Origin of the sequence: Streptomyces sp. RKAG293 (genome assembly GCF_023701745.1) — a bacterium.
GTDB lineage: Bacteria > Actinomycetota > Actinomycetes > Streptomycetales > Streptomycetaceae > Actinacidiphila.
In genome coordinates this window covers 2,461,300-2,485,544 of the sequence record NZ_JAJOZB010000001.1, presented here as the reverse complement: position 1 = coordinate 2,485,544, position 24,245 = coordinate 2,461,300, and the positions used below count along the sequence as shown (strand labels likewise).

Sequence of the window (24,245 nt, the reverse complement as noted above, 5' to 3'; positions counted from 1 at the left end):
GCTCCGGCCCGCCCAGCGGTGACCGCCGTGACGACCGTGGCGGCGGCTTCCGCCGTGACGACCGTCCGCAGGGTGACCGTCCGCGTTCCGGCCCCCCGAGCGGCGACCGTGGCGGCTTCCGCCGTGACGACCGCCCGCAGGGCGACCGCCCGCGCTACGACCGCCCCAGCAGCGACCGTCCCCGTGACGACCGCCGTGACGGCCCGCCGCGCGGCCCCCGTCAGGACGACCGTGGTGGCAGCTTCCGCCGCGACGACCGTCCCCAGGGCGACCGCCCCCGGTACGACCGTCCCAGCAGCGACCGGCCGAGCAGTGACCGTCCCCGCGAGGACCGGCCGCGCTTCGAGCGTCCGCGTGAGGACCGTCCCCGTGAGGACCGCCCGCGCTACGAGCGCTCGGGCAGCGACCGCCCCAGCAGTGACCGTCCGAGCAGCAGCCGTCCCAGCAGCGACCGTCCGCGTGAGGACCGTCGTGACGGGCCGCCGCGCGGTCCGCGTCAGGACGACCGCCGTGACGCGCCCCCGCGTGGGCCGCGCCGTGACGACGACCGGGGCCAGAGCCGCCGGCCGGCGGAGGAGAGCCACGGACGCTTCGAGAGCGCCGGGCGTGAGGACCGCCGTGAGGAGCGGGAGCCGGTCAAGCGGCTGCCGATCCCGGACGACGTCACGGGCCAGGAGATCGACCCGAGCGTGCGCCAGGAGCTGATGAGCCTGCCGAAGACGCTCGCCGACGATGTGGCGCGCAACCTGGTCATGGTGGCGCAGCTGCTGGACGAGGACCCGGAGGCGGCCTACGAGTACTCCAGGATCGCCCTGCGGCTCGCGTCGCGCGTCGCCGCCGTGCGGGAAGCCGCCGGCTTCGCCTCGTACGCGACCGCTCGCTACGGCGAGGCTCTCGCGGAGTTCCGCGCCACGCGCCGGATGACGGGTTCCGTGGACCTGTGGCCGGTCATGGCGGACTGCGAGCGCGGCATGGGCCGTCCGGAGCGCGCGCTGGCCATGGCGGGTGCGCCAGAGGTGCAGAAGCTGGACAAGGCCGGTCAGGTCGAGATGCGGCTCGTCGCCGCCGGTGCCCGGCAGGACATGGGCCAGCCCGAGGCCGCGGTGGTGACGCTGCAGGGCCCCGAGCTGGCGGCGAACGCCATGAACCCGTGGACCGCGCGACTGCGGTACGCGTACGCCGACGCGCTGCTCGCCGTGGACCGCAAGGCCGAGGCGCGCGAGTGGTTCGCCAAGGCGGCGGAAGCCGACCAGAGCGGCAGCACGGACGCTTCCGACCGGCTCGCCGAGCTGGACGGTGTGGAGTTCGTGGACGCCCTCGTCGAGGACCACGCGGAGTCGCACGACCCGGCGGAGTCCGCCGCGTCGGCCGACGCGGAGTCCGATGACGACGCGGACGACGCGGATGACGATGATGACGACGTCGAGATCGCCGAGGCCGAGGTCGACATCACGGACGAGGCCGACCCGGCGTCGTTCCTGGACTCGCCCTTCAAGGAGCCCGGAACGGGCACCAGCAAGGCCTGAGTGCTCGGACAACTGAGAGGCGGCACCCGCGGACATCGCGAGTGCCGCCTCTTTGCGTTGCGGCTCACCGCACCGCCGCCGGCGGCTCAGCCCAGTTCGAGGCTGCGCATGACCAGCCCGCTGGCCGGCTTCGGCCCGAAGGAGGTGGACTTCCGGGGCATCGTGACGCCCTGGCGGGCCAGCTCGCGGACCACGGCCTCGTCCACGGGGTGCATCAGCACCGCGGTGCCGCCGTGCCGCTCCGCCTGCTCGACGGCCGACTCGGTCGTGTGCAGATAGCTGATGTGCTCCGGGACGTCGGGTACCCGCCAGATGTCGTCGAGGAGCAGGCTGTGCAGGACCGTCGCGTCGAGCTGTCGCCACTCGCGCGGCTGGTCGTGCGGTACGGATCGGTCGATCCGCAGCGGATCCGGCCGGTCGAGCAGCCGGAACCGGCCGTCGCCCGCGAGCAGGAAGGCGTTGCCCTCCGCCGCGGCCGCCGCCAGCGCGTCCAGCGCCACCGGCAGCGGTCCGTCGACGTCCGTCACGCGGAAGGCGTGCCGGGCGGCCTCGACGGCGTCGGCGACCGCAAGCCGCGGGAGCACGCGGTGGATGGCGCGGACCCGCAGCGGGTAGTGGGCGGTGTCGACGAGGAGCACCAGACCGTGGTCCCAGGGGCTCGGCCCGGACTGCTCGGCCTGCAGCCGCAGATAGGTCGCCCAGCGGTGGTGGCCGTCGGCGATGAGCGCCTGGCGGGGCGACAGGTCGGCATCGATCGCGGCGAGGGTCTCCGGGTCGGTGATCGACCACAGCCGGTGGTGGATGCCGTCCTCGGTGGTGGTGGCGAGCAGCGGCTCGGTGTCCGCCGTGCGGTCGACGATCTCCGCGACGGATGCGCCGCCCTGGTAGGCGAGCAGCAGCGGTTCGAGGTTGGCGCCGGTCGCGCGCATCAGGGCGGCACGGTCGGCCACCGGCCCCGGCATGACGTCCTCGTGCGGGAGCACGATCCGCTCCTCGGGCGGCGTGAGCCGCAGGACGCCGATCAGGCCGCGTTGCAGATGGTCGCCGTCACGCTGCTCGTACACGTACAGCCCGGGTTCCGGGTCGGCGGCGAGGACGCCCTCGCGCTGCCACCGGTCGAGGGCCGTGGCGGCCTGCCGGTGGCGGCTGGTGGGATCGGCGTTGTGGGGCAGGATGAGACGGACGACGTTGTGCGGGTCGGCGGTCTCCAGATGACGCTGCCCGTCCGGCCTGACCACGACGTCGTACGGTGGCGACGTGACCGCGGCCAGGCTGCCCACCCTCTCCGGCACGTAGCGGAGCCCGCGGAAGGGGGCGAGGCGCAGGCCGTGGGGGGCGGGTCCTGAAGTGGTCATCAGGGCATGCTACGTGGCCCGCGGCGATGGGGGATGATCAAGGTGATGGACGACATACGAGGAGCGGACACGCGATGACCCACCGGACCAGTCCGAGCGGTTCCGACCGGGCGCTGGACGCCGCGTACGACACGGCCCTGCTCGATCTCGACGGCGTCGTCTACGCGGGCGGTGAGGCCATCGCGCACGCCGTCGAGTCGCTCGCCACCGCGCGCGGGCACGGGATGCACCTCGCCTACGTCACCAACAACGCGGCCCGCACACCGGGGACGGTGGCCGCGCATCTGACGGAGCTGGGGGTGCCCGCGGACGCGGACGACGTCATCACCTCGGCGCAGGCGGTCGCCCGGCTGATCGCCGAGCAGGTGCCGGCGGGCTCGCGGGTGCTGGCGATCGGCGGCGAGGGGCTGCAGACGGCGCTGCGCGAGCGCGGTCTCGAGCCGGTGGCGTCGGCGGAGGACGATCCGGCGGCCGTGGTGCAGGGCTACGATCCCGAGCTGCGCTGGTCGCTGCTGGCGGAGGCCTCGTTCGCGGTGGCGCGCGGTGTGCCGTGGTTCGCGTCCAACACCGATCTGACGATTCCGAACCCGCGCGGGATCGCGCCGGGCAACGGCGCGGCCGTGGAGGTCGTCCGGATCGCGACCGGCGGCGAGCCGCAGGTGGCGGGCAAGCCGCAGCCGCCGATGCACCGCGAGACGATCCTGCGGACCGGCGCGGAGCGGCCGCTGGTGGTCGGCGACCGGCTGGACACCGACATCGAGGGTGCGACCGGCGCCGAGGTCGATTCGCTGCTGGTGCTGACGGGCGTGACGACGCCGGCGCAGCTGCTCGCCGCCGTGCCGAAGCACCGGCCGACCTATGTGGCGGCCGATCTGCGCGGGCTGCTGGAACCGCAGCCGGAGGTCGCGGCGGACGGCGGCGGGGCGCGGTGCGGCGGCTGGACCGCTTCGGCGGACGGTGACGCGCTCACGGTGGAGGGCGACGGTGACGCTCTCGACGGGCTGCGGGCCCTGTGCGCGGCGGCCTGGGCGGCGGCGGGCGACGGAGCGTGCGAGCTGGACGCAGGGAAGGCGCTGGCGCGGCTCGGGTTCTGAGTCCGGGCCGTCGGTGGGCGGCGGTCAGCAGTCGGCCGCCGGTGGGCGGCCGGCTGCGGCTAGAGCAGCGAGCGCAGCCGCAGCAGGTCGCGCAGGCCTGCCTCCAGCTTGACCCGGCCGCTGCCCCACGCCTTGGCGAAGCTCAGTTCGCCGCCGACCAGCGCGACGAGATCGTCGCCGGCCATCGTCAGCCGGATCTGCGCCTTCTCGGCGGGCGCGCCGGGCACCGTGGTCACGTCATGGATCCGGCCGTCCGTCAGGCGTCCGACGAACGTCGTGTCGAGGTCGGTGATGTGGCAGCTCAGCGACCGGTCCAGGGACGTGGCGCTGCGAATGTCGCCGTTGGCCCGGGTGAGGTTCTCCGACAGCTGGTCGAGTGCGCTGCGGCACTCCTCGATGGTCGCCATCGGTCGGGCGTCTCCCGTTCGGGTGGTGCGTACAGGCGCCGGGGTCGCCCGCGCCACGATCATGTGATCCGTCCGATCGACGGTACCTCAGGGCACCGTACGCCGTGAGCCGGGCAGTACGGGTAGCGTCAGGTGCGGATACGTCAATGGCGAGGCAATGGCGAGGCGAGGAGTGAGGGCGATGCGGGACGCGCTGCGTACCTGTCTGCAGATCGCGGGCGGCCTGACCGAGGCGACCCGGCGGCGGGCGGTGGGGGCGGCCAGGGAGCTGCTCGACCAGACGGGGATCGATGTCGACGCCGTCCAGCGCAGGATCGGCGACAGCATTCCGCCGGAGGTGCAGACGCTGGCGGACGAGCTGATGGCGGCCGGACGGCCCAACCGCGATCTGCTGATCGGGCTGATCCGCGAGGAGATCGACAAGGCGATGGGCCGGGTCGGACGGGTCGCCGACGAGGTGACGAAGGTCGGTGTGGTCCTGGAGGCGCTGGAGCGCCGCGTCCGGAACCTCGAGGACGAGGAGGAGGACGTGGACGCCGGCTTCGGGGCGGCCCCCGCCGGAACCGCGTCACCGCTCTTCGAGCGCATCACGGTCGACCCGATGGAGCCGGCCGGTCCCGCCGATCCGGTGTACCCCGTCGATCCGGAGGCCCCCGCCGGCCCGGCCTCCGCCGAGCGGCCCGTTGCGCCGGTCCGGTCCGTGACGTCCGCGAAGTCGGCGACGTCGGCGAAGTCCGCCCCGGCAAAGGCCCCGGCAAAGGCCCCGGCGAAGGCGAAGAAGACCTCCCCGGCCGCCCCGCCCGCCAAGAAGGCCGCCCCCGCGAAGAAGGCGGCCGCCGCGAAGAAGGCGGCCCCCGCCGGGAAGGCGCCCGCGGCCAAGGAGACGACCCCGGCCAAGGAGACGACCCCGGCCAAGAAGACGACTCCGGCGACGAAGACCTCCGCGGCGAAGAAGACGACGCCGGCCAAGAAGGCCGCTCCGGCGAAGAAGGCCCCCGCCGCCAAGAAGGCCGCACCCGCCAAGAAGACCGCCGCCCGGAAGAAGACGGCCTCCGATGAGTGAACCGCTGCCCGGGGAGGGGCCGCAGAACGGGATCGCCCCGCTGGGCCTGGCACCGGCGCCCACCGGCCAGGCCGCGGTGGACACGCTGATCGTGCGGCTGAGCGACGCCGACGACCTGCCGACCGCGGACCACATCGAGGTGTACGAGGATGTGCACCGTGGGCTGCGCGACGCGCTCACCGCACTCGACGACAACAGGAGCTGAACCGTACGTGGCACGACGCCGACTCGACGCCGAGCTGGTGCGCCGAAATCTGGCGCGCTCGCGCGAGCACGCCAGCCAGCTGATCGCCGCGGGGCGGGTCACCATCGGCGGCGCCACCGCGACCAAGGCCGCCACGCAGGTGGAGACCAGCGCGGCCGTGGTGGTGGCCAAGGACGACAACGAACCCGACTACGTGTCGCGCGGCGGCCACAAGCTCGCCGGCGCGCTGGCCGCGTTCACCCCGCTCGGCCTGAAGGTCGAGGGGCGGCGCGCGCTGGACGCGGGGGCCTCCACCGGGGGCTTCACCGATGTGCTGCTGCGCAACGGCGCCGCGACCGTCGTCGCCGTGGACGTCGGCTACGGCCAGCTGGCCTGGTCGCTGCAGAGCGACGACCGGGTCGTCATCAAGGACCGCACCAACGTGCGCGAGCTGACGCTGGAGCACATCGACGGCGAGCCCGCGGACATCATCGTCGGCGACCTGTCGTTCATCCCGCTCGGCCTGGTGCTGCCCGCGCTCGTGCGGTGCGCCGCGCCCGACGCGGATCTCGTGCTGATGGTGAAGCCGCAGTTCGAGGTGGGCAAGGAGCGGCTGGGCACCGGCGGTGTCGTGCGCAGTACGCAGCTGCGCGCGGAGACCGTGCGGACGGTCGCCGGGCAGGGCGCGGCGCTCGGGCTCGGTGTCATGGGCGTCACCGCCAGTCCGCTGCCGGGACCTTCCGGCAATGTGGAGTACTTTCTGTGGCTGCGCGCCGGTGCGCCTGATCTGGACCCGGCGGATGTCGACCGTGCTGTGGCGGAGGGGCCCCGTTGACGACGAACACCGAAACGCAGGACTGTGCCGGGCCGAAGGGCCGCATGATCTTCCTGCTCACGCACACCGGCCGGCCGGCCGCGATCCGCAGCGCGGAACGGGTCGTGCTCGGCCTGCTGCGCTGCGGGATCGGGGTGCGGGTCCTGACGGACGAGGCCGCGGACCTGGCCGCGGAACTGCCGCTGCCCGCCGAGGTGGAGCTGGTGACGGAGGGCGGCCCCGGGGCCGTCGAGGGCTGTGAACTGATCATCGTCCTCGGTGGTGACGGGACGCTGCTGCGCGGCGCGGAGTTCGCGCGCGCCTCCGGCGTGCCGATGCTCGGGGTCAACCTGGGCCGGGTCGGGTTCCTCGCCGAGGCGGAGCGGGACGACCTGGACAAGGTCGTGGACCGGGTGGTCACCAAGCAGTACGAGGTCGAGGAGCGGATGACGCTCGACGTCCTCGTCCGCAACGACGGACATGTGGTGCACACCGACTGGGCGCTCAACGAGGCGTCGGTGGAGAAGCAGGCGCGCGAGCGGATGCTGGAGGTCGTGACCGAGGTCGACGGCCGTCCGGTGTCACGATTCGGCGGTGACGGCGTGGTCTGCGCCACCCCGACCGGCTCGACCGCCTACGCCTTCTCGGCCGGCGGCCCGGTGGTCTGGCCCGAGGTCGAGGCGCTGCTGATGGTGCCGATCAGCGCGCACGCGCTGTTCGCCCGGCCGCTGGTGACCTCGCCGCGTTCGGTGCTCGCCGTCGAGGTGCAGCCCAAGACGCCGCACGGCGTGCTGTGGTGCGACGGCCGGCGCACCGTCGAGCTGCCCGCCGGGGCCCGCGTGGAGGTACGGCGGGGCGCCGTGCCGGTACGCCTCGCCCGGCTGCACCACGCCTCCTTCACGGACCGTCTGGTGGCGAAGTTCGCCCTGCCCGTCGCGGGCTGGCGGGGTGCCCCGCAGTAACCCGCGAGTGCTGGTGGCCGATGCCCGTCGCGCGCCGGGCCGCAAACCTCGTATGGTCGTATCCGTGTTGGAGGAGATGCGGATCCGGTCGCTGGGTGTCATCGAGGATGCCGTGGTGGAGTTTTCACCCGGCTTCACCGCGGTGACCGGCGAGACCGGTGCGGGCAAGACCATGGTCGTCACGAGCCTCGGCCTGCTGTTGGGCGGCCGGGCCGATCCCGCTTTGGTGCGGATCGGTGCGAAGGCGGCGGTGGTCGAGGGGCGGATCACGCTCGGCCGGGACTCGCCGGCCGCCGTCCGCGCCGAGGAGGCGGGGGCGGAACTCGACGACGGCGCGCTGCTGATCAGCCGTACCGTCTCGGCCGAGGGGCGGTCGCGGGCCCATGTCGGCGGGCGCTCCGTGCCGGTCGGGCTGCTCGGCGAGCTCGCCGACGACCTGGTGGCCGTGCACGGCCAGACCGACCAGCAGGGCCTGTTGCGCCCCGCCCGGCAGCGCCAGGCGCTGGACCGGTACGCGGGCGACGCCGTGGCCGTGCCGCTGGCGAAGTACGGGGCGGCGTACCGGCGGCTGCGGGAGGTGGCGGGCGAGCTCGACGAGCTGACCACCCGGGCCCGTGAGCGGTCCCAGGAGGCGGATCTGATCCGGTTCGGGATCGGTGAGGTCGCCGACGCCGAGCCGCTGCCCGGCGAGGACACCGAGCTGGCCGCCGAGGCCGAACGGCTCGGCCACGCCGAGGCGCTGGCCTCCGCCGCGGCCGTCGCGCACGCCGCGCTCGCGGGCAACCCCGAGGACCCGGAGGGCAACGACGCCAACACCCTCGTCTCCGGCGCCCAGCGCGCGCTGGAGGCCGTCCGCGCCCATGACCCGGCGCTCGCGGCGCTCGCCGAACGCATCGGTGAGATCGGCATCCTCGTCGGCGACGTCGCCCAGGAGCTGGCCGGTTACTCGGACGACCTGGACGCCGATCCGCTGCGGCTCGCCGCGGTGGAGGAACGGCGGGCGGTGCTCTCCCATCTGACCCGCAAGTACGGTTCGGACATCGACGGGGTGCTGGCCTGGGCCGAGCAGAGCGCCGGCCGGCTCGGTGAGCTGGAGGGCGACGACGAGCGGATCGCGGAGCTGACCGGGGAACGGGACGCGCTGCGGGCCGAGCTCGGGGAGCTCGCGCAGGCGCTGAGCGACGCCCGTACGGAGGCGGCGGACCGTTTCGCCGCCGCGGTCACCGCGGAACTGGCCGAGCTGGCGATGCCGCACGCCCGGGTCGGGGTGGCCATCCGGCAGACCGCCGATCCCGAGGGGATCCAGGTCGGCGGGCAGCTCGTCGCCTTCGGCGCGACCGGCGCCGACGAGGTGGAGCTCCAGCTCGCCCCGCACCCGGGCGCCCCGGCCCGGCCGATCGCCAAGGGCGCGTCCGGTGGTGAGCTGTCGCGGGTGATGCTCGCCGTCGAGGTCGTCTTCGCCGGATCCGATCCCGTGCCGACGTATCTCTTCGACGAGGTCGACGCGGGTGTCGGCGGCAAGGCCGCGGTCGAGGTGGGCCGCCGGCTGGCGCGCCTCGCGCGGACCGCGCAGGTCGTCGTGGTCACCCACCTCCCGCAGGTGGCGGCGTTCGCCGACCGGCAGCTGCTGGTGGAGAAGACGAACGACGGTTCGGTGACCCGCAGCGGTGTCACCGTTCTCGAAGGTGAGGACCGGGTGCGGGAGCTCTCCCGTATGCTCGCCGGGCTCGAGGACTCCGAACTCGGCCGGGCCCACGCCGAGGAGTTGCTGGCCGCGGCCCGCGCCACCAGCTGAGCCCGGCCGGGGCCACGTCCGGCACGGCGCGTAAGCGCACTCGTTCGAGTGATCCACGGCGCCCGTACCCGGGCCGGGAGGCGGTCGGTGCCCACGGCATGCCGTGGGGGCCTGGCATCCTTGGGGTATGGCGCAACAGCCGTCGTCCGACGCCGAGTCAGGAGCTGTACCCGGGTGAGCAGCACTCCGATCCCCCTGCGAGGACAGCTGCACGCCGTCCTCGTGCTGGGCGGGGCGGGCGGTCCCGCAGGTGCGCACGTCAGCTCGCTCGCGGGCGGCCTCGTCGCCCGCGGAGTGCGGGTCACGGTGTGCGGCCCGGCCGCCGCCGAAAACGATTACGCCTTCACCGGCACGGGTGCCCGGTTCGAGCGCGTGGAGATCGCCCACCGGGCGGCCAGGTCCGACGCGACGGTCGTCGCGGAACTGCGGGTGGCCTGCACGGACGCCGATGTGGTGCACGCGCACGGCCTGCGCGCCGGGCTGCTGTCGTCGCTGGCGCTCAGCGGCCGTTCCACCCCGCTCGTGGTGACGTGGCACAGCGCGGTCCTCGCCGAGGGTGCCAGGGCCCGGCTGCTGCGCTGGCTGGAGCGCCGGGTGGTGCGGGCCGCGGCCGTGGTGCTCGGGGCCTCGTCCGACCTGGTGGACCGGGCCAGGTCGCTGGGCGCCCGGGACGCGCGGCTGGCGCCGGTCGCGGTGCCGGTGCCCGGGGTCGCGGCCCCGGAGCCGCACGGCGACGCCGAGCGGATGCGGCAGAAGACGCGGGCCGAGTTCGGGGCGGTGGACCGGCCCCTGGTGCTGGCCGTCGGCCGGCTGGAGCCGCACAAGGGCTACGACCTGCTGCTGGACGCCTGCCGCATGCTGGCGGACCACGACCCCCGGCCGCTGGTCATCGTGGCGGGAGAGGGCTCCCGGCGGGCCGCGCTGGAGCAGCGGATCGACACCGAGCGGCTGCCCGTCCGGCTGATCGGCCGCCGGGCCGATGTCACGGAACTGCTCGCCGCGGCCGACGTGGTGGTCCTGCCGAGCCGGTGGGAGGCGCGCGCCCTGATCGCCCAGGAGGCCCTGCACGCGGGGGTGCCGCTGGTCGCCACCGCGGTCGGCGGGATCCCCGAACTGGTCGGTGACGCGGCGGAGCTGGTGCCGTACGGCGATCCGGGGGCGCTGGCCCGGACGGTGGCCCGGCTGCTCGACGAACCGGAGCGCCGGATCGCGCTCGCCGCGGCAGGGCGGGCCCAGGCCGCCACCTGGCCGACCGAGGACGACACGGTCGCCCAGGTGCTCAGCATCTACGACGAGTTGGCGCAGCGCTGAACCGCTGAACCCTCCGCAGGGTGGTGGCGGGGCCGTACGGCCCCGCCACCCGTGCGACCTCTGCGGGGTCAGCCGCCGCCGTACGCCCCGCAGGCACTCAGCCGCAGCGCCGTGTCGATGAGCGGCACATGGCTGAACGCCTGCGGGAAGTTGCCGACCTGGCGCTTGAGCCGGGGGTCCCACTCCTCGGCGAGCAGCCCGAGGTCGTTGCGGAGCGCCAGCAGCTTCTCGAACAGCTGGCGGGCCTCGTCCACCCGGCCGATCATCGCCAGGTCGTCGGCCATCCAGAACGAGCAGGCCAGGAAGGCCCCTTCGTCACCCGGCAGCCCGTCGAGGTTGTCGTCGCCGCTGTTGGTCGGGTAGCGCAGGATGAAGCCGTCCTCGGTGCTCAGCTCACGCTGGATCGCCTCGATGGTGCCGATGACGCGCTTGTCGTCCGGTGGCAGGAAGCCCATCTGCGGGATGAGCAGCAGCGAGGCGTCCAGCTCCTGGGAGCCGTAGGACTGGGTGAAGGTGTTGCGCTCCTTGTCGTAACCCTTCTCACAGACGTCCCGGTGGATGTCGTCGCGCAGTTCGCGCCAGCGTTCCAGCGGGCCGTCCGCCTCGCCCGACTCGATGAGCTTGACGGTGCGGTCCACCGCGACCCAGGTCATCACCTTGGAGTGCACGAAGTGGCGGCGGGGGCCGCGCACTTCCCAGATGCCCTCGTCCGGTTCGTTCCAGTGCGATTCGAGATAGCGGATCAGCTTGAGCTGCAGCAGGCTCGCGTAGTCGTTGCGGGCCAGCCCGGTCATATGGGCCAGGTGCAGGGCCTCGGTGACCTCGCCGTAGACGTCCAGCTGCAGCTGGTGGGCGGCGCCGTTGCCGATCCGGACCGGGGTGGAGCCCTCGTAACCGGGCAGCCAGTGCAGCTCGTTCTCACCGAGCTCGCGCTCGCCGGCGATGCCGTACATGATCTGCAGGTTCTCCGGGTCGCCGGCCACCGCGCGCAGCAGCCACTCGCGCCAGGCCCGCGCCTCGTCCCGGTAGCCGGTGCGCAGCAGCGAGGACAGCGTGATCGCCGCGTCCCGCAGCCAGGTGAACCGGTAGTCCCAGTTGCGGACCCCGCCGATGTCCTCGGGCAGCGAGGTCGTCGGAGCGGCGACGATGCCGCCGGTGGGGCCGTACGTGAGGCCCTTGAGGGTGATCAGCGAGCGGACCACGGCGTCCCGGTAGGGGCCGTGGTACGTGCACTGGTCGACCCAGTCCTGCCAGAACTGCTCGGTGGACTCCAGCGAGGCCTCCGGCTCCGGCAGCGACGGCGGCGGGCGGTGCGAGGGCTCCCAGCTGATGGTGAAGGCCACCCGCTCGCCCGGCGAGACGGTGAAGTCCGCGTACGTCGTCAGGTCCTTGCCGTACGTGTCGACCTCGGTGTCCAGCCAGACGGAGTCCGGCCCGGCCACCGCGACCGTGCGGTCGCCGACCTTGTGCACCCACGGCACGATCTGGCCGTAGGAGAAGCGCATCCGCAGGGCGGAGCGCATCGGCACCCGCCCGCTGACGCCCTCCACGATCCGGATCACCTGCGGGGCGCCGTCACGGGGCGGCATGAAGTCGATCACCCGGACCGTGCCGCGCGGGGTGTCCCATTCGGATTCCAGCACGAGGGAGTCGCCCCGGTAACGCCGTCGCGTCGCCGCGGGCGGACCTGTTCCGGGGGCGTGGGCCGGGCCCAGCCTCCAGAATCCGTGCTGCTCGGTTCCGAGCAGGCCGGCGAAGACCGCGGGGGAGTCGAACCGGGGCAGGCACAGCCAGTCGACCGTGCCGTCCCGGCAGACCAGTGCAGCGGTCTGCATATCGCCGATGAGTGCGTAATCCTCGATGCGCCCGGCCACCTGCATCTCCAGTCGAATGACGGCGCCGGCCTCGGAGGGCCGGTCTTGCGGTCTGGGGATTTTCGACGAGCTCGTGTTCCGGGAGCGGGCGGGGTTGATGCCGTGCCGGCCGGCTCGCAGCGATGTGTCCGAGCAGGATACGTCGTCGGGGAGGGAGGTGCGCGCGTGGCGGTTGTCTTCACTGGGCCGGTCGGGTGCACTTGTTCCGCTCATGCCCGAGCATGCCATTAGTCCCCTTGCGAGCTGCTAAAAGCAGGCTAGTGACGTCGCCGCCGGACACAGCCGCCCACGGTCGCTGTTACCCTGGTAGCCCGTGGGCCGGTGGGCTGAACCACTGAACCGCCGCGACGGCACTCCCCCCGATTCCGTGCCGTCCCGACCCTCACCTCGCGACCACGGGAGCCCCCTCTTGGCAATTGCGCCCAAATCCACGACGACCAAGCACCTCTTCGTCACCGGGGGTGTCGCCTCCTCCCTCGGGAAGGGGCTGACGGCCTCCAGCCTCGGTGCGCTGCTGAAGGCGCGCGGCCTCCGGGTCACCATGCAGAAGCTCGACCCGTACCTCAACGTGGACCCGGGCACGATGAACCCGTTCCAGCACGGTGAGGTCTTCGTCACCGACGACGGTTCCGAGACCGACCTGGACATCGGCCACTACGAGCGTTTCCTGGACGTCAACCTCGACGGCTCGGCGAACGTGACCACGGGCCAGATCTACTCCACGGTCATCGCCAAGGAGCGCCGCGGCGAGTACCTCGGCGACACCGTCCAGGTCATCCCGCACATCACCAACGAGATCAAGTCCCGGATCCGCCGGATGGCGACCGACGACGTGGACGTGGTGATCACCGAGGTCGGCGGCACCGTCGGCGACATCGAGTCGCTGCCCTTCCTGGAGTCGGTCCGCCAGGTCCGGCACGAGGTCGGCCGCGACAACGTCTTCGTCGTGCACATCTCGCTGCTGCCGTACATCGGCCCGTCCGGTGAGCTCAAGACCAAGCCGACCCAGCACTCCGTCTCGGCGCTGCGCAGCATCGGCATCCAGCCCGACGCGATCGTGCTGCGCGCCGACCGCCCGGTGCCGGACGCCATCAAGCGCAAGATCTCGCTGATGTGCGACGTCGACGAGGACGCGGTCGTCGCCGCCATCGACGCCCCGTCGATCTACGACATCCCCAAGGTGCTGCACACCGAGGGACTGGACGCGTACGTCGTCCGCAAGCTGGACCTGCCGTTCCGTGATGTGGACTGGACCCAGTGGGACGACCTGCTCAAGCGGGTCCACCAGCCCGCGCACCAGGTCACGGTCGCGCTCGTCGGCAAGTACATCGACCTGCCCGACGCGTATCTGTCGGTGACCGAGGCGCTGCGCGCCGGCGGTTTCGCCAACAACGCCAAGGTCACCATCAAGTGGGTCACCTCGGACGAGTGCAAGACCCCGGCCGGCGCCAAGAAGCACCTCTCCGGCGTCGACGCGGTCTGCGTACCCGGTGGCTTCGGCGACCGCGGTGTCGAGGGCAAGGTCTCGGCGATCACCTACGCCCGCGAGAACAAGATCCCGCTGCTGGGGCTCTGCCTGGGCCTGCAGTGCGTCGTCATCGAGGCGGCCCGCTCGCTGGCCGGCATCCCGGACGCGAACTCCACCGAGTTCGACTCCGCGACCGCCCACCCCGTCATCTCGACGATGGCCGAGCAGCTCGACATCGTCGACGGCAAGGGCGACCTCGGCGGCACCATGCGGCTGGGCCTGTACCCGGCCAAGCTCACCGAGGGCTCCATCGTGCGCGAGGTGTACGGCGGCGAGCCGTACGCCGAGGAGCGCCACCGGCACCGCTACGAGGTCAACAACGCCTACCGGGCGGAGCTGGAGAAGAAGGCCGGACTGGTCTTCTCCGGGACCTCGCCCGACAACAAGCTGGTGGAGTACGTCGAGTACCCGCGCGAGGTGCACCCGTACCTCGTCGCCACTCAGGCGCACCCCGAGCTGAAGTCCCGCCCGACGCGCCCGCACCCGCTCTTCGCGGGTCTGGTCGCGGCGGCGGTCAAGCGCCAGCAGGGCTGATCATCGATTGATCGGTACGGTGCTGGGGACGGATCTTCGTGATCCGTCCCCAGCACCGTTTTGTCTGCCGGCCCGGTGCGCGCACCGGGCCGTTACGTTCTCACCGGTTCACGGAGGGCATCATGCTGCAGGACATCGCCGAGGAGTGGCAGGTCACCGCGACCTCGACGCCGTTCGCCGGGGCGAAGACGAGCGTCCGCACGGACGAGGTCGTCATGCCGGACGGCGGCACCGCCAAGCGCGACTACCAGGTCCACCCGGGCTCGGTGGCCGTGGTCGCCCTCGACGGGGACGGCCGGGTCCTGGTCCTGCGCCAGTACCGGCACCCGGTACGGCAGAAGCTGTGGGAGGTGCCCGCCGGGCTCCTCGACGTGCCCGGCGAGAACCCGCTGCACGCGGCGCAGCGCGAGCTCTACGAAGAGGCGCACGTCAAGGCCGGGGAGTGGCGGGTGCTCACCGATCTCTACACCTCTCCCGGCGGCAGCGACGAAGCCGTCCGGATCTTCCTGGCCCGTGACATCTCCGAGGCGGAGGGCGAGCGGTTCGAGGTCTCCGAGGAGGAGGCCGACATGGAGTACGCCCGGGTGCCGCTGGCCGAGCTGGTGCGCGACGTGCTGGCCGGCCAGGTGCACAACACCTGCCTGGTGGCCGGGGTCCTCGCCCTGCACGCCGCGCTCTCGGGCGACGGGGTGGACGCGCTGCGGCCCGCCGAGGCCCCCTGGCCCGCCCGGCCCTTCACGGCGTAAGCGGTACCGGCGCGCCGCTGATCCGATGGAGTGATCATTGCGCGGATCGGCTGCGCGGGGGCCCCGGGCCGGGCATGTCCCCGTGCACCGGGTCCGGCCGGCCGGGACTCCGCGCGGTGGCCGTTCGTGATCGCTCGGACAGGGCCTAGGCTCGATGGTGTTCCCGCTCGCAGCGGCGGCGGGCTCGTGCGCGCAGGCAGAACGGGAGAGTGCCCGTGGCGGATCAGGTGCTGGACGCCGGTGAATCGGTGGCCGACGCGGACTTCGTGCCGTCACCCGGCCATGGGCCGGAGGCGAAGGACCCGGTCCCGCCCCCACCGCCGGTGCCGGGCTGCGCCCTTCCCGAGGACGTTCCGCACTTCGTCGGGCGCCGCAGGGAACTGGACGGGCTGCGGGCCGACATCGACCGGCCGGGCCTGGCCACACTGGGCGGCAAGGTGGCGGACGGCAGCCGCGTCCTGCTCATCGCGGGACGGCCCGGCTCCGGGCGGACCGCGCTCGCCGTCCATCTCGCCCGGGACGTCGCCGCGCGCTACGCCGACGGGCAGCACTTCGTACGGCTCACCGGCAGCGGCGGCGAGCGCACCCCTCCGGAACAGGCCGCGCGGGCGCTGCTGCGGGACCTCGGCGCCGGGTCGCCGCTGCCGGAGGCGGAGCCCGGTGAGGTGTACGCGGCACTGCGCGCGGCACTGGCGGGCCGCCGCACCGTCCTGGTGCTCGATGACGTCTCGCACGCCGACCAGCTGCTGCCGCTGCTCCCGGAAGGGCCCGGCAGTCTGGTGGTGGCCACGTCCGAGGGGCCGCTGCCGGGTGTCCCGGACGTCCGGCCGTGCACCCTCGGCGGGCTGGACACCGCCGCTTCCGTCGATCTGCTGTCGCAGGCGATCGGCCCGACCCGGGTCACCTGTGATCCGCGGGCGGCCGAGACCCTCGTCCAGGAGTGCGCCGGGCACCCCACCGCGCTGCGACTGGTCGCCGCCTGGCTCGCCGCCCAGCCGCGGCTGTCGGTGACCGACGCCACCAGCCGGCTGCGCGCGGTACCGGACGAGCCGGCGCCGCCGGCGAGGACCGCGGCGAAGACCGGGCCCCAGGCCGGGCGCGGCGCCGTGCCGCCGGCGGAGCCTGAAGGGGCTGCCGCGACCGGCTCCGACGGTGCGCCCGGGACCGGGACCGAGGCGGGCTCCGAGCGGGTGGCCGGGTCCGGGCCGAAGGCGCGCGCGGAGGAGGCCCCGAAACCTGCGGCCGGGCCCGCTCCGGCGGCGGCATCCGTCGCCCACGCCACCGCGCCGGAGGCGTCACCGCGCGCCACCGCGCCGCCCCAGCTGGTGCGCGCCTTCCGGCTGGTCTACGACTCGCTGCCGCCCACCGCCGCCCGGATGCTGCGGCTGCTGGCGCTGGCGCCGGCCGGACTGGTGGACTCGCACATCGCCTCGGCGCTGGCCGGCTGCTCGGTGACCGCCGCGCAGAGCACGCTGGACGACCTCGGCGCGCACGGGCTGCTGCACGCGGATCCGGTGGATCCGCCGCTGCCCCCGCAGTACCGGGTGCCTGGCTGCCTCGAACCGCTGCTGCGGGCTCTGCTGGAGACCCGGGACCGGACGGGCGAGGTCCAGCTGGCCAGGGCCAGGATGCTGGAGCGGACGGTGCGGCTGCTGCAGTCGTGCCGCATCACGCTGGAGCCCGACGGTTCCCCGGGCCGGGCGTCGCTGGAGGGGCTGCCGCGCTCGATGCGCTTCGGATCGCGGTCCGCCGCCGCCGTATGGCTGCGGGCCCGCCTCCCCGCGCTGCTCGCCGCGGCCCACGCCGCGGTCGCCGACGGGGAACTCGACACCCTGGCCCGGCGGTTGGTCGCCAATCTGGTGCGGGCACTGGGCGTGGATCCGGCGGACCGGGAGACGGCGGGGGAGCGCTATCAGCTGCACGCCCTGGTGCTCGATGTGGCGACCCGCCGCGGGCTGCCCCGCGAGAAGGCGGCGGCGCTGATCAACCTCGCCGACCTCGATGTGGAGGCCGGCAGGACCCGGCAGGCGCTGGACCGCTACCGGCTGGCCCTCGGCGAGGCGCGGACCGGTGACGACGGAGAGGCCGAAGGCCGGGCGATGGAGGCCATCGGCGGCACGTACCTGGAGCTCGACGACCCGCAGCGGGCCGCGGACTGGTACGGCAGGGCGCTCGCGCTGCGGCTGGCCCGCGGGGAGACCGGCCACGCGGCCCGGCTGCACGGCCGGCTCGGCGCACTGCACACCTACGGTGGCCGGTACGGCACCGCGCTGCGCGAGTGGCGGGCCGCCGCGGGCGCCCACCGGCGGCTCGGCGACCTGCCGGCCCAGGCCCGCGCGCTGAGCGAGGCGGCGCGGGTCCAGGAGTACGCGGGACATCCCGAGGACGCTCTGCGGACCTGTCGTGACGCCCTGTACTGGGCCCGGCAGGCCGGCGACGAACGGCTGGAAGGCGCCGTACTGCTGCGGATGGCCGACACCCTCGACCGGCTCGGCGATCCGGGCGGCGCACGTCTGCAGCGCGCGGCCGCGAAGCGCCTGCTCAGCCCGGGTGAAGTCCCCGGCTGAGCGGCCCCGAAAAGCGGTGGCCTGAAGGTGTCAGCGCCCCAGGCCTACGAATCTGTCACCGTTCTCGGCCAAACTAATCACTTTGTAAGGCTAGACAGAGAGTCTTCCTTCACTAGACTGGGCTCCGCCGCGCACATCGCGGTCAGGTCCGACGTGTGACGCTTTCTCGCGCCATGTACGGACAGCTGCAGCCATTCCTGTCTTCCAATGAGTGCAAGGACCGTGATCGACGTGAAGGTCGGCATCCCCCGCGAGGTCAAGAACAACGAGTTCCGCGTGGCCATCACCCCCGCCGGCGTGCATGAGCTCGTGCGCCACGGACATGAGGTCTACGTGGAGCAGGGCGCCGGTCTCGGCTCCTCCATCCCCGACGCCGAGTACACCGGCGCCGGCGCGAACATCCTCAGCACCGCCGACGAGGTGTGGGCCACCGCCGATCTGCTGCTGAAGGTCAAGGAGCCGATCGCCGAGGAGTACCACCGCCTCCGCAAGGACCAGACGCTCTTCACGTACCTGCACCTGGCCGCGTCCCGCGCCTGCACGGACGCGCTGCTCGAGTCCGGCACCACCGCCATCGCGTACGAGACGGTGGAGACCGCGAACCGCGCCCTCCCGCTGCTCGCCCCGATGTCCGAGGTGGCCGGCCGGCTCGCCCCGCAGGTCGGCGCATACCACCTGATGCGCTCGGTCGGCGGCCGCGGTGTGCTGCCCGGCGGCGTCCCCGGCGTCCAGGCCGGCAAGGCCGTCGTCATCGGCGCCGGTGTCTCCGGCTGGCACGCGACCACCATCGCGCTCGGCATGGGCTTCCACGTGACCTTGCTCGACAAGGACATCAACAAGCTGCGCGAGGCCGACAAGATCTTCGGCACCCGCGTCCAGACCATCACCTCCAACGCCTTCGAGCTGGAGAAGGCCGTCCTCGAGGCCGACCTGGTCATCGGAGCGGTGCTGATCCCGGGCGCGAAGGCGCCGAAGCTCGTCACCAACGAGCTGGTGTCCCGCATGAAGCCGGGATCGGTTCTTGTCGACATCGCGATCGACCAGGGCGGCTGCTTCGAGGACTCGCGTCCGACCACGCACGCCGACCCGACCTTCGAGGTCCACAACTCGGTCTTCTACTGCGTCGCCAACATGCCGGGCGCGGTGCCCAACACCTCGACCTACGCGCTGACCAACGCCACGCTGCCCTACATCGTGGAACTGGCCAACCGCGGCTGGCGCGAGGCGCTGCGCCGCGACGCCGCGCTCGCCCTGGGCCTCAACACCCATGAGGGACAGGTCGTTTACGGTCCGGTCGCCGAGGCGCACGACCTGCACAGCACCGACCTGCACACGCTGCTGGGCTGATCAGCGGGCGTGTGACGGGCGCGCGAAACGTCTACACGTCAACACGGCGACAACGGCCGGGCCTTGGAGACTCAAGGCCCGGCCGAGTGCGTCGAACGTACCAGTTTCACCGTTTCGTACCTCGCTGAAACATCGGCGACGACGCGGTTACGCCCTTGACAGCGGGGTGTTCGGTTACCGACACATCGTGCCGTGTCCGGCGGATTGTGTTGCTGTGAACCACTGACACGCCATAGAGTCGCCAACCGTCGGCATGCTGTCGCGCTGACCTATCGAGAAGTTTCCTGGTCACCAAGGAGGTAAGACGACTTGTGAATGAGTCGACATTTGCTCCCGGGGGTGGTCAACCAGGAATGACCGTTCAGGTCGAGAGCCCCAACAGGCTCGAGACCGTCGGTTCCGTCGCGGTCCGCACCTTCGAGGCACGCCGGGCCGACAAGAACACGGAGACGCACCCCACACACGCCATGGCGCCATACGAGGACGATCTGCAGGACGGTCAGTTCTACGACCCAGACGCGGAGTACGAGCCGGATCCCGAATACGCGGCCACACTCGCCCCGGACGCTGCCCGTCAGCGCCGCGAGCGGGTCGGTCCGACGGGACGCCCGCTTCCGTACTTCCCGATCCCCAATCCGCTCACCGACCACGGCCCGGCGAAAATCGTCGCGATGTGCAACCAGAAGGGCGGGGTCGGCAAGACGACCTCGACCATCAACCTGGGTGCCGCGCTCGCCGAGTACGGCCGCCGGGTACTCCTCGTCGACTTCGATCCGCAGGGCGCGCTCTCGGTCGGACTCGGCGTCAACCCGATGGAACTCGACATCACCGTCTACAACCTGCTGATGGAACGCGGGTTGGCGGCGGACGAGGTGCTGCTGAAGACCGCGGTGCCCGGTATGGACCTGCTGCCGAGCAATATCGACTTGTCGGCGGCCGAGGTCCAACTGGTCAGCGAGGTGGCGCGCGAGTCGACACTGCAGCGCGCCCTCAAGCCGCTGATGGCCGACTACGACTACATCGTCATCGACTGCCAGCCCTCGCTCGGCCTGCTGACCGTCAACGCGCTCACCGCGGCGCACTCGGTGATCGTGCCGCTGGAGTGCGAGTTCTTCGCACTGCGCGGTGTCGCTCTGCTCACCGAGACCATCGAGAAGGTCCGGGAACGGCTCAACCCCGAACTCGAACTCGACGGCATCCTCGCCACGATGTACGACTCCCGCACGGTGCACAGCCGTGAGGTGCTCGCCCGCGTGGTCGAGGCCTTCGACGAGCACGTGTTCCACACGGTCATCGGCCGTACGGTGCGCTTCCCGGAGACCACCGTCGCCGGCGAGCCGATCACGACGTACGCGTCCAACTCCGTTGGTGCCGCCGCCTACCGTCAGCTCGCCAGGGAGGTGCTCGCCCGGTGTCACGCCGAGTGAGTCTCCCGGGTGCGGACGAACTGTTCCGCACCACAGGGGGAATGGGGCTGCAGGCCTCCCAGCCCCGTAAGCACGCCAACGGGGACGCCCAGAAGGCCCCTCAGGCCGACGGGCGGCTGCGGCCGGTACCCGACGCCCCGGCGGACGGGAACGAGCCGCAGACGGGCACAGCGCCCGACGGCGGCGGCCAGGACGGGACCCCGGCCGAGCACAGCGGCCGCGAGGGGATCCCGCAGGGCCGCCGGCCACAGGCCGCGGGCCAGCCGCCCACGGCCCCGGTGCCGGTCCAGCAGACGCGCCGCAAACAGCAGCGGCCGCGCCCCAGCGGCCGTGAACGGCACGACGAGAAGATCACCGTCTATGTCTCCGCCGAGGAGCTGATGGATCTCGAACACGCGCGGCTCGTGCTGCGCGGTGAACACGGCCTGGCGATCGACCGCGGCCGGATCGTCCGCGAGGCGGTCGCCGTGGTGCTGGCGGATCTGGAGTCCCGCGGGGACGCGAGCATCCTGGTGCGCCGGCTGCGGGGCCGCTGATCCACCGGGCGGTGGTCGGCGTGGCCACGGCGACGTCGGACGGGGCGGCTCAGTAGGCTCCCTGCCAGGGGGCCGCCCCCGCCGACCCCGCACGATGGACAGCGATGCCGATCACCGACGACGACGCCCCCCAGCCGCCCCGCCGAGCCCTCGGCCGGGGGCCGGGCCGCCCGGCCGCGGCGACGGCGCCCGTGGTGGAGCCGACGCCGGAACCGGCACCTGTCGCGGAGCCGGCGCCTGTCGCAGAACCGGTACCCGTCGCGGAACCGGCACCTGCTGCCGTACCGGCCCCCGTCGCGTCACCGGAGCCCGTCGAACCGGCGGAGCCCGTCGAACCGGCGGAGCCCGCGGTGCCGCCTGCCCCGGAGCCGCCCGCGGCGCCCGCCGCGGCCCCGGCCGGCGCTGTCCCCGATCAGGCACCCGACGGCCGGTTCACCGTGCGGCTGGTGAACTTCGAGGGGCCGTTCGACCTGCTGCTGCAGCTGATCTCGAAGCACCGGATGGACGTGACCGAGGTCGCGCTGTCCACGGTCACCAACGAGTTCATGGCGCACATCCGTGCCATGGGAGCCGACTGGGACCTCGACCAGGCCACCGAGTTCCTCGTCGTCGCGGCGACCCTGCTCGATCTGAAGGCCGCCCGGCTGCTGCCGACCGCCGAGGTCGAGGACGAGGCGGACCTGGCGCTGCTGGAGGCGCGCGACCTGCTCTTCGCCCGGCTGCTGCAGTACCGCGCGTACAAGCGGATCGCGGCGATCTTCGCCGAGCGGCTGGAGGCGGAGGCGCTGCACCACCCCCGCACGGTCGGTCTCGAACCGCAGCACGCGGACCTGCTGCCGGAGGTCGTCTTCAGCGTCGGCCCCGAGCGGTTCGCGAAGCTGGCCGTCAAGGCGATGCAGCCCAAGCCGGTGCCGCAGATCTACACCGACCACATCCACGCGCCGCTGGTCAGCGTCAGGGAACAGGGCGAGCTGGTGGTGGCCCGGCTGATCGAGCTGGGGGAGACCAGTTTCGCCGACCTCGCGGCGGACGCCCCGGACACCCTCACCGTCGTCGCGCGTTTCCTGGCCCTCCTGGAGCTGTACCGGGAGAAAGTGGTCGCGCTGGACCAGGAGGAGGCGCTCGGCGCGCTGCTCGTGCGCTGGACGGGCGGCGATCAGGAGACCGCGCGGCGGCTCGTCACCGATGAATTCGACCCGGAGGGCAAAGAAAAATGACGGACGACGCAGCGGCGCCCGCCGGGCCGCTCTCCGCCGAGGTGGCCGCCCTCGACCTCCGGCCCGCGCTGGAGGCCGTTCTGATGGTCGTGGACGAGCCGGCCACCGTGGAGCAGCTGGCGACGGTGCTCCAGCGGCCGAAGCGCGCGGTCGCCGCCGCCCTGCGCGCGCTGTCCGAGGACTACACCGCCCAGGGCAGGGGCTTCGACCTGCGGCTGGTCGCCGGCGGCTGGCGGTTCTACACCCGGCCGGCCTTCGCGCCGGCCGTGCAGAAGTTCGTTCTGGACGGACAGCAGGCCCGTCTCACCCAGGCCGCGCTGGAGACGCTGGCGGTCGTCGCGTACCGCCAGCCGGTCAGCCGATCACGGGTTTCGGCGGTCCGCGGAGTCAACTGTGACGGTGTGATGCGCACCCTCCTGCAGCGCGGTCTGGTGGAGGAGGGTGGGACGGAACCCGAAACAGGTGCGATCCTGTACAGGACGACGAACTACTTTCTGGAGCGGATGGGCCTCAGAGGCCTGGACGAGCTACCCGAGCTCGCCCCCTTCCTGCCGGAGGCGGACGCCGTCGAGGCGGACTCCTTGGAAGGGGTTCCGTCGTTCGACCCGGATGCACCGGACGATGCAGATACGACGACTCACTCGACGACGGAACTTTGATGCGAAGCAGCGACAGGAACAGCGGCGGCAACCGGAACCCCCGGGGCGGCAACCCGCGCGGCGCGGGCGGGGGCTCCGGTAGCGGCGGCTCCCGTGGCGGCAGCAGCGCCGGCAGCGGTGGCGGCTCCCGCGGTGGCAGCGGCGCCGGTGGCGCGGGCTCCCGCGGTGGCAGCGGCGCCGGCGGCCCGGGCTCCCGCGGCGGCGGCTACCCCCGTGGCGGTGGCAGCACGCCCCGCGTCTCGGGCAGCGGCCAGCAGCGTGACGAGGAGCGGCGCGCGCAGAACCCCCGTCCCGAGGAGCGCCGCTACGACGTCGGGAACACCGGCCAGTCGGGCGCGAACCGGCCCGGCGGCGTGCCCCCCGAGAAGCCGCGCTACCGCGCGACCGGCAACCTCGGCCGCAAGCCGATCCCCGCGAAGTCGCGCGAGCTCGAGGCGAAGATCGAGGAGCGCAACCGCTCCCGCTACGAGAACCGCCCGGAGATCAAGACTCCGAAGACCTTCGGCAACGACCAGGAGGGCGAGCGGCTGCAGAAGATCCTCGCCCGTGCCGGGATGGGATCGCGCCGTGCGTGCGAGGACCTCATCCACCAGCACCGTGTCGAGGTCAACGGCAAGATCGTCGTCGAGCAGGGCATGCGCGTCGACCCGGAGAAGGACGAGATCAAGGTGGACGGCCTGACGGTCGCCACCCAGTCGTACCTGTTCTTCGCGCTGAACAAGCCGGCCGGCGTCGTCTCCACCATGGAGGACCCCGACGGCCGCCAGTGCCTGGGCGACTACGTCACCAACCGTGAGACCCGGCTCTTCCACGTCGGCCGGCTGGACACCGAGACGGAGGGCCTGATCCTCCTGACCAACCACGGGGAGCTGGCCCACCGCCTGACCCACCCGCGGTACGGCGTCAAGAAGACCTACCTGGCCGCGATCCAGGGCCCGCTGCCGCGTGACCTCGGCAAGCAGCTCAAGGACGGCATCGAGCTGGAGGACGGTCTGGCGCGCGCCGACCACTTCCGCGTCGTGGAGAACCTCGGCAAGAACTACCTGGTCGAGGTGACCCTGCACGAGGGCCGCAAGCACATCGTGCGACGGATGCTCTCCGAGGCCGGCTTCCCGGTCGACCGGCTGGTGCGCACCAGCTTCGGACCGATCCCGCTCGGCGACCAGAAGTCCGGCTGGCTGCGCCGCCTCACCAACACCGAGGTCGGCATGCTGATGGGTGAGGTCGACCTCTAGGTCGTTCCGCCACGTTCCCCGCACACGCGTTCCGGCCGGCCGGAACGGTCCTCAGGGCCGTTCC

Annotated in this window: 20 protein-coding genes; 17 read left to right on the top strand and 3 right to left on the bottom strand. The window is 72.8% G+C overall.

The window, feature by feature from the left end; genetic code table 11:
• Window positions 1-689 precede the first annotated feature (689 nt).
• Window positions 690-1,526: a hypothetical protein gene (locus tag LNW72_RS10950; protein WP_250980100.1), complete on the top strand. Its 837-nt coding sequence runs from the start codon at window positions 690-692 to the stop codon at window positions 1,524-1,526.
• A gap of 86 nt (window positions 1,527-1,612) precedes the next feature.
• Here LNW72_RS10950 and LNW72_RS10945 read toward each other — a convergent pair whose 3' ends face one another.
• Window positions 1,613-2,881 carry a DUF1015 domain-containing protein gene (locus tag LNW72_RS10945; RefSeq protein WP_250975223.1) on the bottom strand — a complete coding sequence of 423 codons (1,269 nt, stop codon included), beginning with the start codon at window positions 2,879-2,881 and terminating at the stop codon, window positions 1,613-1,615.
• 74 nt (window positions 2,882-2,955) lie between these two features.
• On the opposite strand from LNW72_RS10945, the gene LNW72_RS10940 reads away from it, so the two are divergent.
• Window positions 2,956-3,975, top strand: coding sequence for an HAD-IIA family hydrolase (locus LNW72_RS10940; RefSeq protein ID WP_250975222.1), 1,020 nt, complete (start codon window positions 2,956-2,958; stop codon window positions 3,973-3,975).
• A 59-nt stretch (window positions 3,976-4,034) separates the two neighbouring features.
• Here the strand turns inward: LNW72_RS10940 and LNW72_RS10935 are convergent, their stop codons facing one another.
• Window positions 4,035-4,382, bottom strand: coding sequence for an SCP2 sterol-binding domain-containing protein (locus LNW72_RS10935; protein WP_250975221.1), 348 nt, complete (start codon window positions 4,380-4,382; stop codon window positions 4,035-4,037).
• Between the two features lie 181 nt (window positions 4,383-4,563).
• Here LNW72_RS10935 and LNW72_RS10930 point away from each other — a divergent pair, with 181 nt between their 5' ends.
• The 6 genes from LNW72_RS10930 (at window position 4,564) to LNW72_RS10905 (ending at window position 10,511) form a co-directional block, all read left to right on the top strand.
• A complete protein-coding gene (locus LNW72_RS10930) occupies window positions 4,564-5,445 on the top strand; it encodes a histone (protein WP_250975220.1) in 882 nt (293 codons plus the stop codon).
• On the top strand, window positions 5,438-5,650 hold the full coding sequence (locus LNW72_RS10925; protein WP_250975219.1) for a hypothetical protein: 213 nt from the start codon (window positions 5,438-5,440) through the stop codon (window positions 5,648-5,650). Before LNW72_RS10930 ends, LNW72_RS10925 begins: the two co-directional genes overlap by 8 nt.
• Before the next feature lie 7 nt (window positions 5,651-5,657).
• A complete protein-coding gene (locus tag LNW72_RS10920) occupies window positions 5,658-6,464 on the top strand; it encodes a TlyA family RNA methyltransferase (protein WP_244809118.1) in 807 nt (268 codons plus the stop codon).
• A 44-nt stretch (window positions 6,465-6,508) separates the two neighbouring features.
• Complete coding sequence (locus LNW72_RS10915; RefSeq protein WP_138353383.1) at window positions 6,509-7,405, top strand: NAD kinase; 897 nt, start codon at window positions 6,509-6,511, stop codon at window positions 7,403-7,405.
• 52 nt (window positions 7,406-7,457) lie between these two features.
• Window positions 7,458-9,200: a DNA repair protein RecN gene (recN, locus tag LNW72_RS10910; RefSeq protein ID WP_250975218.1), complete on the top strand. Its 1,743-nt coding sequence runs from the start codon at window positions 7,458-7,460 to the stop codon at window positions 9,198-9,200.
• A gap of 174 nt (window positions 9,201-9,374) precedes the next feature.
• Complete coding sequence (locus LNW72_RS10905) at window positions 9,375-10,511, top strand: glycosyltransferase family 4 protein (protein ID WP_250975217.1); 1,137 nt, start codon at window positions 9,375-9,377, stop codon at window positions 10,509-10,511.
• A gap of 68 nt (window positions 10,512-10,579) precedes the next feature.
• Here the strand turns inward: LNW72_RS10905 and LNW72_RS10900 are convergent, their stop codons facing one another.
• The gene (locus LNW72_RS10900; RefSeq protein WP_250975216.1) at window positions 10,580-12,385 is read right to left on the bottom strand and encodes a glycoside hydrolase family 15 protein; all 1,806 of its coding nucleotides are present in this window, start codon (window positions 12,383-12,385) and stop codon (window positions 10,580-10,582) included.
• A gap of 409 nt (window positions 12,386-12,794) precedes the next feature.
• On the opposite strand from LNW72_RS10900, the gene LNW72_RS10895 reads away from it, so the two are divergent.
• The 9 genes from LNW72_RS10895 (at window position 12,795) to LNW72_RS10855 (ending at window position 24,181) form a co-directional block, all read left to right on the top strand.
• On the top strand, window positions 12,795-14,447 hold the full coding sequence (locus LNW72_RS10895) for a CTP synthase (protein WP_250975215.1): 1,653 nt from the start codon (window positions 12,795-12,797) through the stop codon (window positions 14,445-14,447).
• A 122-nt stretch (window positions 14,448-14,569) separates the two neighbouring features.
• A complete protein-coding gene (locus tag LNW72_RS10890; protein WP_285369501.1) occupies window positions 14,570-15,193 on the top strand; it encodes an NUDIX hydrolase in 624 nt (207 codons plus the stop codon).
• Between the two features lie 215 nt (window positions 15,194-15,408).
• On the top strand, window positions 15,409-17,760 hold the full coding sequence (locus tag LNW72_RS10885; RefSeq protein WP_250975214.1) for an NB-ARC domain-containing protein: 2,352 nt from the start codon (window positions 15,409-15,411) through the stop codon (window positions 17,758-17,760).
• Between the two features lie 231 nt (window positions 17,761-17,991).
• Complete coding sequence (gene ald, locus LNW72_RS10880) at window positions 17,992-19,107, top strand: alanine dehydrogenase (protein ID WP_250980098.1); 1,116 nt, start codon at window positions 17,992-17,994, stop codon at window positions 19,105-19,107.
• Window positions 19,108-19,460: 353 nt separating this feature from the next.
• Window positions 19,461-20,534 carry a ParA family protein gene (locus tag LNW72_RS10875; protein ID WP_138353360.1) on the top strand — a complete coding sequence of 358 codons (1,074 nt, stop codon included), beginning with the start codon at window positions 19,461-19,463 and terminating at the stop codon, window positions 20,532-20,534.
• A 41-nt stretch (window positions 20,535-20,575) separates the two neighbouring features.
• The gene (locus LNW72_RS10870; RefSeq protein ID WP_203675205.1) at window positions 20,576-21,070 is read left to right on the top strand and encodes a hypothetical protein; all 495 of its coding nucleotides are present in this window, start codon (window positions 20,576-20,578) and stop codon (window positions 21,068-21,070) included.
• A 104-nt stretch (window positions 21,071-21,174) separates the two neighbouring features.
• Complete coding sequence (locus LNW72_RS10865; protein WP_250975213.1) at window positions 21,175-22,287, top strand: ScpA family protein; 1,113 nt, start codon at window positions 21,175-21,177, stop codon at window positions 22,285-22,287.
• Window positions 22,284-22,946 carry an SMC-Scp complex subunit ScpB gene (gene scpB / locus LNW72_RS10860; protein ID WP_250975212.1) on the top strand — a complete coding sequence of 221 codons (663 nt, stop codon included), beginning with the start codon at window positions 22,284-22,286 and terminating at the stop codon, window positions 22,944-22,946. The genes LNW72_RS10865 and scpB overlap by 4 nt, the downstream gene beginning before the upstream one ends.
• Complete coding sequence (locus tag LNW72_RS10855) at window positions 22,946-24,181, top strand: pseudouridine synthase (protein ID WP_250975211.1); 1,236 nt, start codon at window positions 22,946-22,948, stop codon at window positions 24,179-24,181. Before scpB ends, LNW72_RS10855 begins: the two co-directional genes overlap by 1 nt.
• The last annotated feature ends 64 nt before the right edge of the window (window positions 24,182-24,245 follow it).

Bases quoted from the DNA above. Each gene is read 5' to 3' on its own strand.
- LNW72_RS10930 (WP_250975220.1), top strand. From the start codon at position 4,564: ATGCGGGACGCGCTGCGTACCTGTCTGCAGATCGCGGGCGGCCTGACC.
- LNW72_RS10890 (WP_285369501.1), top strand. From the start codon at position 14,570: ATGCTGCAGGACATCGCCGAGGAGTGGCAGGTCACCGCGACCTCGACG.
- scpB (WP_250975212.1), top strand. From the start codon at position 22,284: ATGACGGACGACGCAGCGGCGCCCGCCGGGCCGCTCTCCGCCGAGGTG.
- LNW72_RS10865 (WP_250975213.1), top strand. From the start codon at position 21,175: ATGCCGATCACCGACGACGACGCCCCCCAGCCGCCCCGCCGAGCCCTC.
- LNW72_RS10875 (WP_138353360.1), top strand. From the start codon at position 19,461: ATGACCGTTCAGGTCGAGAGCCCCAACAGGCTCGAGACCGTCGGTTCC.
- recN (WP_250975218.1), top strand. From the start codon at position 7,458: ATGGTCGTATCCGTGTTGGAGGAGATGCGGATCCGGTCGCTGGGTGTC.
- LNW72_RS10870 (WP_203675205.1), top strand. From the start codon at position 20,576: ATGGGGCTGCAGGCCTCCCAGCCCCGTAAGCACGCCAACGGGGACGCC.
- LNW72_RS10915 (WP_138353383.1), top strand. From the start codon at position 6,509: ATGATCTTCCTGCTCACGCACACCGGCCGGCCGGCCGCGATCCGCAGC.
- LNW72_RS10855 (WP_250975211.1), top strand. From the start codon at position 22,946: ATGCGAAGCAGCGACAGGAACAGCGGCGGCAACCGGAACCCCCGGGGC.
- LNW72_RS10925 (WP_250975219.1), top strand. From the start codon at position 5,438: ATGAGTGAACCGCTGCCCGGGGAGGGGCCGCAGAACGGGATCGCCCCG.
- LNW72_RS10940 (WP_250975222.1), top strand. From the start codon at position 2,956: ATGACCCACCGGACCAGTCCGAGCGGTTCCGACCGGGCGCTGGACGCC.
- LNW72_RS10945 (WP_250975223.1), bottom strand. From the start codon at position 2,881: ATGACCACTTCAGGACCCGCCCCCCACGGCCTGCGCCTCGCCCCCTTC.
- LNW72_RS10935 (WP_250975221.1), bottom strand. From the start codon at position 4,382: ATGGCGACCATCGAGGAGTGCCGCAGCGCACTCGACCAGCTGTCGGAG.